Here is a 17,374-nt window from a genome sequence, read left to right as displayed (position 1 = left end):
ACCCTAAAATGAATTTCAGTTACGGAAAGACTCAGTATGTCGCCAGCGATCGCATGAAGCGATCTCCCTTTCTTTCAAAAATGGTTTACAATGTTTTCGGTTACACCAACGTAGGCAACTATGCCCGCTCGCGCGTATTTATACGCCTGGTAAATTCATTACCGTTGTCGTCTTTCAAAAAGATTATTGACTTGGGTGCCGGTCTCGGTGAATTTACTTTTATGATGGCGGAAGAAATGCCCCAAACTAAATTTACCGCGATTGAAATTTTGCCGGAGCGCGTCAGCACACTCAAGCAGGTTGTCACTAAATTCAATTTCAAGAATGTGGAAATATTTTCTGATAAAATTGAGAAGCTTCCGGAAAGTGCAGCCTACGATTTCATTTTTGCTGTAGATGTATTTGAACATATACACAAAGAAGATATGCCTTTTAAAGATTGCTTCGAGAAACTAAAACCGGGAGGATATCTGCTGGTAAAAATTCCCAACATCAAGCAAACTACTTTACTTCCTGAAAGTTTATTTGAAGATCACCAGGAGTGGCTCGAGCACGAACACGTTGGCCAGGTATATGATCTGAATGGGTTGAAGCAACGCTTTATCGATGAAGGCTTCACCATCGAGCATAGTTCCAATACCGATGGAATGCTTTCGCGTATCGGCTGGGAGATTGGTTTCCTCAGCAAGAAGGGAGGCTCTGCTATACAACTGTTATTCCTTCCGCTATGCAAAGCGCTTGTACACCTTGACCGCGTATTTTACTTTCCGCGCAACACAGGCAATGCCATTCAGGTTATTGGCAGGAAGCCAGCTTAGTATACCTAAGCTTCTTCCTGCTTTACCGATGCAAACCGGCTGAGTATATTTTTCTTTAACCGCTGCGGCCAGTCTTTATACATGCATGGTTTCTCAACCAGCAGGAAGAAGCCTATACTGATGGCCAGCAGAAATGGTATAATCAGTAATAATTGGAAAAGAAAATTTACCGTGAATGAATGTGTAACTACTATATTTTTAGTAACGCGCACAAAAAATTCAATAAACGGCAGGTGCAGCAGATATATAGTATAGCACATCCCTCCTATGGCGGTTATCCAGGGCGTTGTAAAAAACTTATTAAGCCAGGTTGATTTAAAGATGGAATAGAACAGCACAAACAGGAACACAATGAAGCTGATGCGGTTGATCAACTCATGATTCCAGCTCCATACCATCACCATAATAACAAAGCTCAGTATAGCAATGTAATTAAATATACTATGCTTCTTAATGCCATCCTTCCATTCGGTAAGGTACAGATCAGCAAAGATGAACCCGATCAGGAAAAACTGCAGGTGACCTAATATGGTAAGCTTGGTAAATTGATGCAGGATGCGGAAGTGCTGTTGCAGCAACATGAGTATAGCAATAAAGCCGATCAACAAGGCTCTCCGCACCACAGGCGATTTCGGTTTGAAGAGTAACAATGCCAGGAAAGGCGCCAGTATATAAAACTGCACTTCAATCTCCAGCGTCCACACGGGAGGATTGATAAACGTCCAGCCCTTGTAGAGTATATTGTGTAAATAGAATATACTGGCAAAGTAATGCGGTATAATATCGCGAAAAGTATAGAAGCCCATAAACACTACTGCGATGGCAAAGATCGTCATCACGATAATATAGGGCGGTTCCAGCCGGGTAACTCTCCGCCAGTAATAACTTTTCAAATCAATTTTTCTTCCGCTGTTCAGGCTATAGGAAGCAAACGGCAAGCCCAGGATAAATCCGCTGATTACAAAGAATATATATACCCCTATAAAACCACGATTGGTAACAAAGTGTGTAAATGCATATTCGCTGCCCGGTGTAAAGTGCGTTGCCGTATACCGTTCATAGCGCTCGCTCAGGTGCTGCACCACAACCGGAAATATAGCCAGGAAGCGAAGACCATCGATCTCCTTGATTACTTTCCCGCCTGATGTTACCCTGGTTAGTTTCTCAGGAAGGTTTTTAAAAAACTGAAGCATGCCCTAAATCTCTCCCCTGTTCATCGCTTAGAAATCCTGTTTTGCTTCTTCGTCCAGCTTTGCCAAAAATTCCTGGTATCCTTCTATTTCTTCCAGCTTCACACCGGTAAAGGCTTCCAGGTTTAGCTTCTCCTGGTTAAATTCGGATTGCGCCTGGATCAGATCTTCCGAGCGGCTATAGTATACCTGCAGCGATGCCCGCAGGCGTTCAAGGTTTATTTCGTTGGTCTGAAATTTCTTTTCAGCCTCTTTATACATCTGGTAGTATTCTTCTTTTACAAACTGACGAAGCTTGATGATCTTGTAATTCATCTTTAAACGCTCAACGCTTTGCAGCACTTCTTCGCGCGTACTCAGCTTCTGCCCGTTTACTACATGCGTGGCATTTACCATGCGATAGGTAGCAAGCTTGGTCTTCTTGGGCATCTGTACGAAATCTCCGAGTGATACACGCACACCAAAGTTATAGCGCGGATAGTATATAGATCGCTCGTGCGATGCCGGTGCTACGGTAAATTCGTTCAGGTTACCTACACCGTATATATTATCCAGCCACGACCATTTAGCCATGGCTCTTTCGGTCTGGGCAATCTCTACGTTCTGCTGGGCAATCTTGGCAGACGGATGGTTTCTCCAGGCAAGTTGCACCAGGCGTTCATCAAACGTAACGTTCGTAATACGGTCGGGTATAATCACCTTGTTATAATCAACAGTCTGGGCTGTTATTATAAGAGGCGCAAGGGTAAAGAGGAAGATTGTAAAAATTTTCATATGGGTTTATTCTTTGTAAGTTGCTTCGTCAATTTCACGGAGGCGCACCAGCATCGCCATAATGGCATAGAAAATCAAAATGGTAGGCACCTGTATCAATACCTGCTGCGGATAATTACCAATCACCAGACTAAACACTACAGCAAGCAGCGCAGCCAGATAAGCCCGCAGCTCGGGCGATCGCGTTCGATAGTAGTTGCGTATACCCACCGTTAAAATCACAACAAAGAACGTGCAGTATAGCAGCAAGCCAACCCACCCCAACTCCACGGCTACACGCACATATCCACTATCCGGAGCAAAGTCTGCCAGCGCAGAGCCCGGTGTAAATCGTTGCCCCCATATACCTATACTTCCCAATCCGGCTCCAAACGGGTGCGACTGTATAAACGGTTTGATAAATGCCTGGCTTCGCTCGCGTACCTGGAACGATGGATCTTCGCTCGGTTTAAAAGCAGAACGTATACGCTCCAGACTATTGGTGCTTAGAAACGGTCCGAGACTGCGGATGCCCGAGAATATAACAAAGGCTCCTACAGCAAGACCAAACGCTGCAAAGGCCAGTGTTCGTGTCTGGAAGGTAAGCAGTGCATAAAATATAAACCCGGCAGGCAGCATAGCGAAGGCTGTGCGTGTTCCGGCATATACCATGGCCAGCATCATTACGCACGCACTAAAGGCCAGGAAGATCTTATACAGCAGTTTAAACGGCCCGGTAAGCAGGGTGATGCAGAACAAGGCTGAGTATGACATCAACACACCATATACCGTTGGGTCGTTAAAGAACGAGAAGATTCTATAGCGCCCCCAGTTAAAGATCAGTTTATAGCGAAAATCGTCTGAAGCCACCCAGCTTTTTTCAAACGGCAACAAACCATGAAACTCCTGGAACAGTCCGTAGAGTCCACCGAGAAGAGAGAGTACGATCCACACGTTGATGAGCGTCTTGAAGAAAGGGATGCCATCAATCGCATAGAGGATGATAAAGTAAAATATCATCAGTATAGCGATACCGCGGATCACAAATATCCATGCCTGTGTAGAAGCTATCGGATTGAAAAACTCCAGCATGTTATACCCGATCCATGCCCACACCACATAGCTGATGGGATTTTTAGCCAGGGTATAATCGCTCGCCTGCCATTTGCGAATCAGTAACCCGATGAGCATAATTACCAGGAATATATCCAGCACAATACCCAGTGGTATACCAGCTGCAAAGCGGTTAAAGCCCTGCAGGAAAAACGAAATGATGAGAAGTATAATGATACCAAACTTCAGGTTTACCACCGAATATAGCACGGCTGGGATCCCTACGATAAGACCGATGCAGATAAACCCGAACACGGGGCCAAACAACGCAAAGGTAAACGCCATGCCTACCGAGGTAAGCAACAGCACTATATATAGCAGTGGTGAACTGAGCACACTTTTGCCATTACCGGCCGAAAGAAAAGAGAATAGTCCTCTGTCTTTCTCGGGGGCATCAGCAGTAAAATCCAATATATATTCTTTCTTCTCCTGCACGTTCTCTAAAATACAATGATGAAAAAGAAGATCGCACACACTACAATGCTCATCGCGATCAGCACCCATTCCATGAGTTGGTGATGAAACGGAATTTTATTGTTACCCATATACCGGTTGTTCTTTTTTGATGTAAGGCGATACCATATCCCAGAAAGCTTCTACGCGAGCAGTCCACGTATTATGTCCGGCCACCTGTATACGTTGCTCCCGTTTCTGATCAGAGTCTGTTACAATCTCTTCCTGCACCCCGCGAATAAAACTATCGGGTGTATTCTCGATGCGGATCGTGTTGCCAAAGTCTTCCAGGTCTTGAGAAAATCCTGTGGTAACAATCGGCTTTCCGGCAGCCAGGTATTCATTCAGCTTTAACGGATAAATACTTGCCGTCAGATCATTTCTTAAAAACGGAATGATAGCACAGTCTATAAATTTCAAGTATGCCGGTAATTCTTCAAATGGTTTCTTCCCGGTGGAAATGACGTTTGGCAGTCTTTCCAGTTTATCTTTATCGGATTCATGCTCCGGCCCTACCATCAGGATAATTTTATCGGCATGCGCACGGGAGAGTTTGTTCAGCAGTTCGTAGTCGATCCTGAAGTCTACATGTCCAATATAGCCAATTATTTTCTTAGACTCCAGTCCGTCAAGCTCATTTGGTCGCAAAAGCGGCTCATAAACCGCGCGTTGAAAATGCTTAAAGTCCGCAGCGTTCGGCAGGCAAAAAGCATTGCGTGTATACTGCGATGCCATCTCGTATAGCTTCTTGGATGTAGCAATGGTAACATCATACTCACGCATCGCTTCGGCTTCCAGAAATTTGCCGTGCTTGCCTATATACTTCGACTCAGCCATGTTATCCACGCAGTGATATACTGTTAGCTCCGGTTTAAACTCCGTTACATCCTGCAGGTAAAACGGGTTAAAAGAATTGATGAAGATAAACTTCTCAATGTCGTATTCCCGGATCGCTCTCCGTAACGCCTGGTTCACCACGTGGTTGTTTACACGCGAGAGATAACTATATAATTTACCATAGGGAAAGAAGTTGATGGGTATAACTGCTTTCGGCCGTATGTTGATCAGGTTGGGGTTATCGTTATAGATCTGTTTGCCTACATGCCTTCCGGTAAGCAGGGGTGTAAGCCTGGATTGTATCTGGTGTTTGTGCAGGTTGGTGGCTACATCTTTCAGGGTAAACGGATTGTCGATATAGAAGACTCTGTTTTTGCGTGCAAGTTCTTTTGCCAGTGAAAAAGCCGTTGAAGAATACGGACCGTCCCAGCGCGCCAATGCCAACATAACGATATCAGTTGCCTCTTTCATCCCTGTAATCTCGTTTTTAATTTCTTCTGAATAAATTGAAACGCCACACCATAGTAATAAAACATATAGTGGAAAATTTGCTGCATCTCGATGCCGAAGATGCGTGTGAGCATGGTGTTACCCACCAGGAAAACGATCACATACGAAAGCAGCGTGCCATAGGCCGCACCGATCATTCCAAACTGTTGTATAAATAAATAGTTGCTGATAATATTTATAAAAACACTTGCCAGCATCAGTGCAAAATTAAGCTGGGGCCTTCCGGAAGAATCCATTACGGTGCCAAACTGTCTATTGAAGGGTGTAAATATACCGTAGAGAATGGTGATGCGCAGAATGGTGGCAGCCTCATGATACTCAGGGCCGGCTATAATAAAAATGATATAGTCTGCCAGCAACACCGTGCCTATTACAACGGGGAGGGTAAGCGCAAGTGTAAGCCCTACAGATTTTTCGTACAATACCTTCGCAGCATGATCGCCTTCCGAACTGGTGCGGAATGCGCTCTGCGGATATACCACCTCGGCCACCGAAGTGCTGGGATACTCTATCAGGTTCGATACGCGAATCGCAGAATTATACAACGCCACGATGTTCGCATTCAGAAAATATCCCACCGAAAACTGATCGACCGTTTTGAACAACAAGGAGCATATATTGGTACCCATAACATACTTGCCAAAACCTAAGACTTTCTTTACTATGGCACCATCCCATGAATAGGTTATACGGATAAATTTCCGGGCACAGAAATAAGCACAGATTAGTCCGGCAAATGTACAGGCTGCCTGTATCAGCACAAGATCGATCAACGTAATCTTTACCCGCATGACGCAGATAAACAGCACCGCTAGGAAGAAACTCCCCTGCCGCAGCACCGTGCTCCAGAATATACCGCTGAAACTGAATTTAGCCTGCTGTATATAATTGAACTGCGAAAAGGGTATCAGGAAAAATATAGTAACTCCGTAGTATACGAACATCGTTCCTATATCCTGTATATGAAACATACGGCTGAGTACACCGGAAAACCCGGCCAACAGCAGGTATATAATCGCGGAGTAAATAATGTTGATGCTAAACGATGCGAGCACGATCTTGCCTTCATCATTCGGATCGCTGGTGTGGATTAGTTTGATCACCGCATTCTGGATCAACCCATTGCGCGACATTTCAATAATGGTGGTAATGCTGATGAACAGCGCCCACGCACCAAACTCTGCCTGCGAAAAATAACGGATAAGAAAATAGAAACTCCCGAAGCCAAAGATTAACACAGATAACCTGTAACCCATGGAGTAAAAACCAGACTTAAGCCAATACGAGTTTTTGCCCATAGTTATCCTGCCAATGCTATACTGATAGATCTTTGAGTTGAACTTTATTCAGAACAGAGCCCAACAATTTTTCTTTAATGGATTTCAAATAATTGATCGACTCTTTATCGAGGTGATTCAGATTTGTATTGGCATCGAACACAGCAATGACCTTGTCTACATAATCGATCAGCTCCTTCGAATCGGAGTACTCGTTGATAGAGGGACCTTCCAGGAATATATAGTCGTATTGCAACGACAGGTTTTCAATCATCTCCTTGAAATCGCGCCCTGCCAGAATCTCGGAAGGTGAATCTGTTCCTCCTATATTTCCGATGATATCAACACCTTTAAATTCTGTTTTGTATATAATGTTGTGATTATCCTCCTGCGTTTCTTCCTCTTCGGCATCTTTACCATTCAGCAACAACGTTTTGTCATCTACACCGCGTTTCAATAATCTGCGGCTATCCGTTACCGGCAACAATAATTTGGTAAGGGAGTTACGCTTAAAATTTGTATCGATGATCAACACTTTTTTATTCACCAGGCTCAGGGTATACGAGAGGCAGATGATCATAAAAGATTTACCTACCTGCGGCTGTGTGCTGGATACCAGGAATACTTTGCCATCGGATTTCTGTACTTCGTAACGGAGCTTGCGCAGAAAGTGTACAAATGTATTCGACTCTTTATCGCCTGCTTTGGATGCAAATGTTTTACGCAGATCAAAGCCTTTTATCTTGATCAGGTTCAGCGAACCAATTGTGCTCAGACCCGTCAGTCGTTCGAGGCGCACCGGTATACGGATGGTCATGTCGGCAAACTCGATTAACAAGAGTATCGTTACACAGAATACAAAACTTCCTATACCTGCCAGTGCTACAATCAATATACCTTTGGATGGTTCGGGCTCGCGGCTTGGTTGTGCTTCCAGTATCTGGCGAATAGAGCTGCCCACAACCAATGCTTTATTTTTAGCAGAGCTATATTTATCCTGTGCATCCAGATATTCTTCAGAGGCTACCTGTACATCGCGCTGCAGTTCCGATATCTTGGCTTCTTTGGTAGCGAAACCGGATACATCGTATTTTAATCTGCGCAGTGACTGATCGGCAGCAGTAAGATTTGTCTCCGCTATCTGCAGTTTAAGCTTTACATCATCGTATTGTTTTTTCAACTCGCCCGATTCGTCTTTGTCTTTGGATTCATTGAGAAAATCAAGACGGCTTATCTCGAGTTGCAATTCATCGCGAAGTTTACCCAGCGTTGCACGCTCTGCGTCTGTTCCGGAGTTGGTAATCTCGCTGATCTTTCTTCTCAGGTCGATAATGCGCTGGTTGATCTGAACAACCTCCTGCTGGTTAAGCTGTGTCGTGTTCTGCAGTCTGTTTTCGAGTGTTGCTTTCTCCAGGCGAAGTGCATTTACATTTTTTTCTTCACGCTCTTTGTTCAATTCATATTCGGTGATCTGCGATATCTTGCTTTCACTCTCTGCACCGTAATTGAATACGTTGTTATTTACTTTATAGTCGTTGAGCAATGCTTCCTTCTCGTCCAGTATACGTTTTTTTTCACGTACTACACCTTCCAGAAATTCGAGAGACTCCGAAGAACGATCGCCTTTCAATACTTTGTTATAGCGGATAAATTCCGAGCAAAGCATATTTACTGCATCGGCTGAGAGAAACGGGCTCTCGGAACTGAAATCAACAGAAATAAAATCGGAAGTAGTTAAGCGCTTGATGGTAAATTTCTCTGACAATGCTTCGTAATCATACTCATACGCTTTCAGCAGATCGAACAACTGGTAATCGATCTGATCGGCCGTGTTCAACGGCTTGATCTCATTGGCGCGGGCCTTCAATATTTCTTTTGCTTTCTCGAGGAAAGCAGGTGTGAGCGGAAAATCAAGTTTCTCCTTTTGTTTCTGGGTAAGCCCTCGGTAAGGTGTATCGCTCTCCAGATCGTGCAGCATCAATTTATAGGATACAAGGCTCAACACGGGAAGCGAGTTCATCGACTCGATCACGTTGGTGAAACGTGTATTTGTTTCGTAAGAATTGGAAGATTCATCGTTGAGCTTTACGGCATCATCGGCAGTGAAACCTGTTGCAAGATGGGCGTATGACTTGTAGACTTTGTCCATCCGTAATACCAGGATCACAGCACAGATCACTGCAATTATCGGGAAAACAATTAACACCCAAAGTCTGCGCTGAAGAGTCTTTAATATGAGATAGAAATCCATCGGTACGTGGTTACATCAAAATTACTAAATTTAATACGGTAAATTTCATATTCCGTTATTTGTAAAAAAGAATATCTACTTGCTCTTCTCCCGAAATCGATGTCGCGTTATCAATCAATTCCACGCCAAACGTTATACGGGAACCAATGATGCCTCCTCTTTTCAATTGATTCAATATAGCCAGTAATCTTTTCTGGTAAATATCCAATGATGTTGCCGATGCAGGTTTGTGTGCCACCAGGTGTACTTTGATATCGCCATACGATGCAAACGCATTGGCAAGCTGCATGAGTTGCTGTACTTGCTTCTCGGAAAGCAGTGCTGATGCTGACTCGAATTTATAGATGCGCACAGTTTTGGGAGCTTTCGATTCGATCTCTGCTTCGCTCAGGTAATTTCGTGTATCGGTTTTTATTTCCTGGGACGCAGGCTTTACCAGGTTTATACTATAAATATCAGCGTTACCACCACGGTTGCTGGTAAAGAAGGCAACACTATCGCCATAGGTAGAGAAGTATGCATCAAAGTTTTTTGAATTTACTTTCTCACCCAGGTTCTTGGGTACCGACCATGTCTCCCACGAATCATACAAGCGCTCGCATACCAATATGTCTGCATCGCCCGAACCGCCATGACCATTGCTGGAAAAATATAGCTTGTGTTTGTCCTGCGAAAGATAGGGCGCTATCTCAAAGCCGCTGGTGTTTATGGTTGGCCCGAGGTTCTTGGGCTTCGACCATGCACCGGCACTGTTCTTTGTGCTCACATATAAATCTTCTTCTCCCATGCTGTCTTCACCCATCATGGAAATAAACATCACGTCCTGATCGGGAGAAATAAATATACCGAGGAACTGCTGCGAGTTGATCCCTTCTACAGGAACGAGTTCAGCATCTCCCCAGCCATTGCCGTTTTTTTTCGTAACATAAATACCTTTTGCTCTTTTGGCAGCTGATGTGTTGAGCAGATACAGTATATCTCCGGTGGCATTGGTGCCAATCACCACATCATTCTCCGCAGTATTCAGGGAGAACCTGCTGTTATCCGCTTTGCTCCATTCAGACGATGTTACATCGAAGCGACTCATCCACACATCGGAACCGGCATATTGCCCTCCCGTGTTACCGGGTGAAAGTACGCGCGTAAAGTATAGCGTATAGCCATCCCGTGACAGCAGCGGCATCAGTTCCTCGCCTGAAGAATTGATGTTGGCCGAAAGTTTTCGCGCATCACTAAACTCCAGGTTTTGCGCCTGCAGCAGTGAGAACGATAACAGCCCCGTCAGAAATATACTATACTTTACCATGTGTATGGATGCAAGCTTTTAAAGTTATTGAACCGTAACGCAAGCACGAGGTCGTGGCTTCCGTCATTAAATTTACTCATCCCTCCTACTGACAATTCGTAGGAATAACTTACCGACAGTGTTTTGGTAAAATCAAATCCAAAGAGAAATACCATGGCCTGTATATCGCGATAGGTTGCACCAAACCATGCTTTGGATTTCAGATAACCTTTTATACTATAATCGAACAAAAAAGAATGATCGCTCTGCATAACCGCCAGTACACTGGGCTTTAACATCAGGTCTGCACTAACAGGTACGGCAAAGCCGGTCATCACCGATCCTTCATAAAAAGCATTGGTGCTGCTAAAGTTTACATCCGAGTTTTGAATTACTTCGTTCATGATCGGGAAGTATGAGAGACCGAGGTAAAATCCTTTACTATATAATAACATTCCTCCACGTAAACTGAACTCGGAATGTTTCGTGCTGCCCTGCATCAGGTGATCGTAAAAGGGATCCTGGTCGGGATTCTCGCCAAGATATATACCATTTACATCCAGCTGCGTGTTTTCCATAAACGCAGTAAGACCTGCCGCGAGTCTGAACTTGCGCGATACAGGATAGTTGAATGAGTACGACAACCCTCCCCCTATACGCTTAATGAGCCCGACCTTTTCGCTGAACAACGTAGCACCCAACCCGTGAATGATGCGTTTCCGTTTGGGGATGCTATTGGGAAGTAATTTTCCATTGGAAGTACGCAGCCCGTTCGTAACAAGATCCACCGGTTGCTTCAAACGAAAATTAGCCGTGAGGTTTACAAACTGCGGAGCATTGGCACCATAGCCCGCCATCTGGTAACGATAGCCGAGCTTTACATCGGCAAATTCATCTATACCGGCAAAGGCCGGGTTATAGGCTGAGGCAAACTGAAATGCCTGACCGCTGTTCGGTATATATTGACCGTGCGCCTGCATGACCACCACGAAAAGCAACGTTATGATAAAGAGTCTGCTCATGTACCTGCGCTCACCGTAAAATTGTAACAATACCTTTATACATTATTTTGTTATACTTCAAATCGATTGTATAGTAGTAGGTATCCGGAGGCAATACCTCGCCATTCAACATACCATCCCACGGCTTTTGAAAACCGATGTCTTCAAAAACAAGTTTGCCCCGCTTGGTATAGATCCTGATCTCAGCGGATTTATACTGCTCCACACCGGAGTCTGCTTTCTTGGATGATGTGATCACCCACACATCATTTCGTGTATCACCATTCGGTGTAAAGGCGTTGGGTATATCTATACCTTCAAACGTATAGATCAGCTCGATATACCGGTCTTTCACTGTGCTGAGACTTTCACCATCGTTCAGTGCAATGCTGAGGCGTTTGGTGATCAACTCTATTTCCGTAAGATCTATATAGTTATACTGAATGCTGCGGATAGCCTGCACATATTCCTGCACAGGTGCTTTGCCTGAAAGCAGGAGTTCGCCTGTTAGTTCATTATAGGTGCCGGTGATCGTAGCCGTAGGTGTAAACAGCAGGCGATCGTGTTCTGCTTCAAAATTTTCCGTGCGGAATCGCAGCTCTGCACCGGTAAGACTATCGGTGTCCACATCGATCGCATTGAACTGGGCCGTCATGATAATCGGCTCTTCGCTTCCAAGTTCATAGTCAAGTGAATCGGTTTCCAGGAAGGTAATTTCCGGAGGATCGTTTACGGCTGCTATAGTATAATTGATAGATGCACTCGCAGCGCTATAACTGAGTCCATCGCTTGCTTTCCAGTAAATAGTATCATAGCCGGCATAATTTGTCATTGGCTGGTAAATGACCGTGGCTATAGATGAAAAAGGAACCTTGGCGTTCACAGTAAGCGGGGTTGCATTCATTACTAAATTACCATGCCTGGGGAGCGCGGTAAATTGAATTTCTGTAAGCGGATTTCCATCGGCATCTGTATAGGCATTGGAGAAGTCCTGTGCCTTGAGTGGTGTCGCTATATCTTCGTTGATAGAAAGTGTATACGAAGTGATTACCGGCCGGTGATTTACCACCAACGTATATTGTTGTTCATCCAGCACTGTAGTTCCGTCTTTTATCTGCAAGCGCACTACGCTGCTGGCAGGCGCGTTGGCCGGAGGCGTGCCGCTGAGCCTGGCTTTATTTTTACCGGTAGATGTAACAGTGGCCCATGCAGGTTTCTGTGCTGCTGCTATAGTGAGGTTATCCACTACATCCGTCATCTCGATGTTGTATTCGTATGGCTCTCCTTCTACAGCCACCGTAACAGGTGTGGAAGTAAAGCGCACATCTACAATCTCTACGGTAAAGGTTTGGGTAAATTCATTCAGACCGGTATCAACCAGTTTTACTACTATATCTGCAGAGCCTGATTGATTCGGTGCCGGTTGATATTTTAATGTAGCCGTTGTTGCCGTTCCATTATAGGTTATGGTTGGATTGGGTACCAGCGTTGTATTACCAGATGTAGCGGACAGAAGTAATTGTTCCGTTTCACCAGGCCCGGGAGATATACCGGTAATCGTGATCGTCTTCTGTGCGCCATTACGCAGCACACGCTGTGGATCCGGAACGATGGGATCAAATACAGGCGGATCGTTTACCGGCTGCACAGTAACAGTTATAGTAGCGGCATTGGAAGTAGCTCCCGTATTATCGTTTACGCGATAGCTTACGGTTGCTGTACCAAAGAAGTCTGCTACCGGTGTAAACGTTACCTCTCCGGCCGTACTCACGGTAAAGGTTCCTCCGGCAACAGTGTTGGTATTTTGTATACCTCCGGTAGTCGTATTGAGATCAACCGTAGCATCGTTGATCGTTCCATCCACATCGGTATCATTAGCCGTTACGTCAAATTTTACACTGGTATCTTCTGGTGTAGTGGCGGCATCATTCACAGCCACGGGTGCATCGTTTATAGGTGTTACCGTTATGGTGATGGTCGCTTCATTCGAAGTAAGTCCTCCGTTGTCATTTACGGTATAGGTAACAGTAGCCGTACCGTTGAAATTCAATACCGGTGTATACACCACCACACCCGGAGAGGTTGTGCTGGCCGTAAATGTACCGGCTGCTGTAGTGATGGTATTTTGTATACCCGACACGGCTGTGTTCAGATCAATGGTGGATGGGCTAATGTTATTCTCCGGATCTGTATCGTTGGTGATTACGTTTATACTCAAAGGTGAATCTTCATTGGTAGTAGCCGCATCGTTGTTCGCTACCGGAGGATCGTTTACGGCACTTACAGTAATAGAGATCGTACCATTATTGGAGGTTGCACCCCCGTTATCATTCACGCGGTATGTGAGCGTAGCCACACCGTTATAATTTACGATCGAAGTAAAGGTTACAATTCCGGAAGTGTTCACCGTCCATGTGCCGGCAGCTGTAGTGCGTGATGTTTGTATACCTCCAGTGGTTACATCGAGGTCAACTGTTGCTATATCTATCGTACCATCAACATCCGTATCGTTGCTTACTACATTTACCGTTACGGCTACACCATCGGAAGCACTGCCGGTATCATTGTTGGCTACGGGCGCATCGTTCACACTGTTAATAGTTATGGTAATCGTGGCCTGATTAGAGGTAGCCCCTACGTTGTCGTTCACGGTATAGGTAATGCTGGCAGTGCCGAAGTAATTCAGCACAGGTGTAAAACTTAAAAGTCCTGATCCGTTCACTGAGAATGTACCTTGTGCTGTGGTGATGGAATTTTGTATACCGGCTATAGACGTATTCAGATCAACTGTCGCAGCATTGATCGTTCCGTCCGGATCACTGTCGTTCGCCACAATGTTGAGGGATGCTACACCATCTTCATTTATCGTAATGGCATCATTGGAAGCCACAGGCAAACTGTTGATGGAATTTACCAGTATACTAATCGTTGCCTGGTTAGAGGTAGCGCCTGTATTATCGCGCACGGTATAAGTGATGGATGCCGTTCCGTTAAAGTTAAGCGCGGGTGTATACGTAACATCGCCTGTAGCATTCACCGTAAATGTACCAGCGGTAACCGTGATCGTAGTTTGTATACCCGCTGTGGTTGTATTCAGATCTACCGTAGCTGCGTTCACGGTGCCATCTATATCCAGGTCATTCGTGACTACATTTAACGTTACCGTTTCATTTTCATCGGCAGTAGTCAGGTCGTTGTTGGCTATAGGAGCGTCGTTCACGGCTGTTACCGTTATAGTGATCGTAGCTATATTGGAAGTAGCGCCAGAATTATCATTCACCGTATAGGTGGTTGTTACTGTTCCATAAAAATTAACCGTAGGTGTAAACGTGATCACACCCGAAGCATTGACAGACACCGTACCCCCGCTTACGTTGAATGATGTTTGTATACCGGCCGTAGCAGGATCGAGATCTACCGTGTTGGCAGCGATCGTTCCGTCTACATCGGTATCGTTGTTCACTATATTCAGGTTTACCGGTGTATCTTCCAATGTTGTTACGGCATCATTTACCGCAGTGGGCGCATCGTTCTGTGCATTTACGGTAATAGAAATGTTAGCGCTGTTAGAAGTAGCCCCGGTATTATCGTTTACCCTATACGCCAGCAGGGCTGTGCCCGTAAAGTTTGCTGTTGGCGTATAGGTAACTACTCCGGAAGTATTTACACTCCAGGTACCTGCTGCATTTGAAGCCGTGCTTTGTATACCCGCTGTGGTAGTATTCAGATCAACCGTAGCAGCATTGATCGTTCCGTCTATATCGGTATCGTTCGTAACCACGGTTACGGTAACAGGCGTATCTTCATTGGTGGCAGCGACATCGTTGTTGGCTACAGGTGCATCGTTCACCGGGGTTACGTTGATGGAGATGGTTGCTTCGTTGGACGTAGCACCGTCATTGTCATTTACGGTATATAGTAGTGTAGCCGTACCGTTGAAGTCTGTAGCCGGAGTAAAGCTTACAATACCTGCTGTACTTACCGACCAGTTACCGGAAGCATTGCTGATGGTGGTTTGAATGCCGGCTGCTGTTGTATTCAGATCAACCGTATTCACAGCGATCGTACCATCTATATCTGTATCATTATTTACCACATTAACTGTTGTAGCGGTTTCTTCTGCTGTGGTACCCATGTCGTTGTTGGCAACCGGTGCATCGTTCTGATCGGCAACAGTAACAGAAATAGTTGCCTGGTTGGAAGTGGCACCGGCATTATCATTCACGGTATAGGTAAGTGTAGCTGATCCTGAAAAATTTACAGCCGGTGTAAACGTAACATCGCCTGTTGCATTTACAGACCACGTACCTGCCGAATTGGTTATGGAATTTTGAATGCCTCCTGTAGTTGTATTAAGGTCTACCGTATTGGCTGCTATACTGCCATCTATATCGGTATCATTTACTACTACATTAAACGTAACAGCGGTTTCTTCATTGGTACTGGCATTGTCGCCATTGGCAACGGGCGCATCGTTCACCGGAGTTACGTTGATGGTAATAGTCGCAGCATTGGAAGTACCTCCGCTGTTATCATTCACGGTATAGGTAAGTATAGCATTACCATTAAAATTGGTGGCCGGAGTAAAGGTGACGATTCCCGAGGCGTTAACGGACCAGCTACCCGCACTATTGCTATTCGCGTTTTGAATGCCCGGTGTGCCGGTATCCAGATCTACAGAAGCCGCATTGATCGTTCCATCTATATCGGTATCATTCGTCACGAGGTTAACTGTAGTAGCGGTCTCTTCAGGTGTTGTACCGGTATCATTGTTGGCCACAGGCAAGTCGTTCACCGCTGATACGTTGATCGTGATGGTCGCCTGGTTGGAAGTTCCACCGGCATTATCATTCACCGTATAGGGCAATGTTGCCGCTCCGGTAAAGTTGAGCACAGGTGTAAATGAAACTACTCCGAAGGTACTGACACTCCATGCACCGGTACCGTCTGATTTAGTCGATTGTATACCACCGGCAGTAACGTCCAGATCTACCGTTGCAGGATCGATCGTTCCATCGGCATCGGTATCATTCGAGATTACATTGACTGTTGTCGGTGTATCTTCCGGTGTAGTTACCTCATCGTTGTTTGCTACCGGCAGATCATTGACAGAAGATATTGTTACGGTTATGGTAGCTGTATTGGAAACATCACCACTGTTATCATTCACCTGGTAGCTGGCCGTGGCTGTACCGGAGAAATTTAGTATAGGTGTATAGGTAACTTGTCCGGTGTTATCTACGGTAAATGTACCGCTGCCGGTCGTTGCCGCTATAGAAGTTTGTCGTCCGCCTGTAAGCGGATCAAGATCCACCGTTGCTGCGTTAATCGTTCCATCTATATCAGTATCATTACTCGTTACTGAAAAAGTCACCGGAGTATCTTCCGTGGTGCTGGCAGCATCGTTACCAGCGGTGGGCGCATCATTTATAGGATTGACTGTTACGGTAATGAGTGTGGGTAAAGAAGTTATAGCCGCGTTGTTCTCAACTGTATAGGAAGTGGTAGCATTACCATTATAGTTGGCAACAGGAGTAAATGTTACAATGCCTGTAGATGTATTTACTGTGAAGGTACCAACATCCGCTATAGCGAGCGTTGATTGAATACCATCAGTATCCATATCAACATCTATAGTAGCAGCATTAAAGCCGAGCAGGTCTATATCATTGGCGAGCACGGGTATATCAACAGCAACTTCCTCATCGGTCGTAGCGACATCAGGAAGAGTTACTGGTACCTGGGCAAAAGCATACCCGCCAGGTAATAGTAGAGCACAAAGTAATATTTGGCGCAAAAAACGCATATTCCAACTGTAGACCTGCAAAAATAATTAAATTAATAATACTTGTATCCTCTCTGAATTTTAATTGTAACTCGTAGTTT

10 protein-coding genes are annotated in these 17,374 nt (G+C 45.1%); 1 reads left to right on the top strand and 9 read right to left on the bottom strand.

The features are described 5' to 3' along the window. The first annotated feature begins 8 nt into the window (after positions 1-8). Positions 9-818 (top strand): class I SAM-dependent methyltransferase, encoded by an 810-nt coding sequence (locus tag VIN08_RS27705; protein ID WP_331972845.1) that lies wholly within the window; start codon positions 9-11, stop codon positions 816-818. A 5-nt stretch (positions 819-823) separates the two neighbouring features. On the opposite strand, the gene VIN08_RS27700 is transcribed toward VIN08_RS27705, so the two are convergent. The 9 genes from VIN08_RS27700 to VIN08_RS27660 are packed head-to-tail and all read right to left on the bottom strand — an operon-like array spanning position 824 to position 17,294. Then, positions 824-2,011, bottom strand: a complete 1,188-nt coding sequence (locus VIN08_RS27700) for an acyltransferase (protein WP_331972843.1) — start codon at positions 2,009-2,011, stop codon at positions 824-826. 27 nt (positions 2,012-2,038) lie between these two features. Continuing rightward, positions 2,039-2,782: a TolC family protein gene (locus tag VIN08_RS27695; RefSeq protein ID WP_331972841.1), complete on the bottom strand. Its 744-nt coding sequence runs from the start codon at positions 2,780-2,782 to the stop codon at positions 2,039-2,041. Between the two features lie 6 nt (positions 2,783-2,788). Beyond that, positions 2,789-4,378 (bottom strand): O-antigen ligase family protein, encoded by a 1,590-nt coding sequence (locus tag VIN08_RS27690; RefSeq protein ID WP_331972839.1) that lies wholly within the window; start codon positions 4,376-4,378, stop codon positions 2,789-2,791. 33 nt (positions 4,379-4,411) lie between these two features. Further along, a complete protein-coding gene (locus tag VIN08_RS27685) occupies positions 4,412-5,635 on the bottom strand; it encodes a glycosyltransferase (protein ID WP_331972837.1) in 1,224 nt (407 codons plus the stop codon). Next, positions 5,632-6,972: a flippase gene (locus VIN08_RS27680; RefSeq protein ID WP_331972835.1), complete on the bottom strand. Its 1,341-nt coding sequence runs from the start codon at positions 6,970-6,972 to the stop codon at positions 5,632-5,634. The genes VIN08_RS27685 and VIN08_RS27680 overlap by 4 nt, the downstream gene beginning before the upstream one ends. A gap of 16 nt (positions 6,973-6,988) precedes the next feature. Further along, positions 6,989-9,202, bottom strand: coding sequence for a hypothetical protein (locus VIN08_RS27675; protein WP_331972833.1), 2,214 nt, complete (start codon positions 9,200-9,202; stop codon positions 6,989-6,991). Positions 9,203-9,257: 55 nt separating this feature from the next. Continuing rightward, entirely contained in the window at positions 9,258-10,508 is a 1,251-nt protein-coding gene (locus VIN08_RS27670) for a hypothetical protein (protein ID WP_331972831.1), read from the bottom strand. Further along, positions 10,502-11,509, bottom strand: a complete 1,008-nt coding sequence (locus VIN08_RS27665; protein ID WP_331972829.1) for a PorP/SprF family type IX secretion system membrane protein — start codon at positions 11,507-11,509, stop codon at positions 10,502-10,504. Before VIN08_RS27665 ends, VIN08_RS27670 begins: the two co-directional genes overlap by 7 nt. A 10-nt stretch (positions 11,510-11,519) precedes the next feature. Beyond that, positions 11,520-17,294: a tandem-95 repeat protein gene (locus VIN08_RS27660; protein WP_331972827.1), complete on the bottom strand. Its 5,775-nt coding sequence runs from the start codon at positions 17,292-17,294 to the stop codon at positions 11,520-11,522. Positions 17,295-17,374: the final 80 nt, after the last annotated feature.

This window comes from Ohtaekwangia sp., assembly GCF_036568665.1.
GTDB lineage: Bacteria > Bacteroidota > Bacteroidia > Cytophagales > Cyclobacteriaceae > Ohtaekwangia.
This window is presented reverse-complemented; position numbering and strand designations above follow the sequence as displayed.

Excerpts from the sequence above, each read along its gene's own strand:
- VIN08_RS27670 (WP_331972831.1), bottom strand. The coding sequence starts at position 10,508 with ATGGTAAAGTATAGTATATTTCTGACGGGGCTGTTATCGTTCTCACTG.
- VIN08_RS27685 (WP_331972837.1), bottom strand. The coding sequence starts at position 5,635 with ATGAAAGAGGCAACTGATATCGTTATGTTGGCATTGGCGCGCTGGGAC.
- VIN08_RS27690 (WP_331972839.1), bottom strand. The coding sequence starts at position 4,378 with ATGGGTGCTGATCGCGATGAGCATTGTAGTGTGTGCGATCTTCTTTTT.
- VIN08_RS27700 (WP_331972843.1), bottom strand. The coding sequence starts at position 2,011 with ATGCTTCAGTTTTTTAAAAACCTTCCTGAGAAACTAACCAGGGTAACA.
- VIN08_RS27705 (WP_331972845.1), top strand. The coding sequence starts at position 9 with ATGAATTTCAGTTACGGAAAGACTCAGTATGTCGCCAGCGATCGCATG.
- VIN08_RS27680 (WP_331972835.1), bottom strand. The coding sequence starts at position 6,972 with ATGGGCAAAAACTCGTATTGGCTTAAGTCTGGTTTTTACTCCATGGGT.
- VIN08_RS27665 (WP_331972829.1), bottom strand. The coding sequence starts at position 11,509 with ATGAGCAGACTCTTTATCATAACGTTGCTTTTCGTGGTGGTCATGCAG.
- VIN08_RS27675 (WP_331972833.1), bottom strand. The coding sequence starts at position 9,202 with ATGGATTTCTATCTCATATTAAAGACTCTTCAGCGCAGACTTTGGGTG.
- VIN08_RS27660 (WP_331972827.1), bottom strand. The coding sequence starts at position 17,294 with ATGCGTTTTTTGCGCCAAATATTACTTTGTGCTCTACTATTACCTGGC.
- VIN08_RS27695 (WP_331972841.1), bottom strand. The coding sequence starts at position 2,782 with ATGAAAATTTTTACAATCTTCCTCTTTACCCTTGCGCCTCTTATAATA.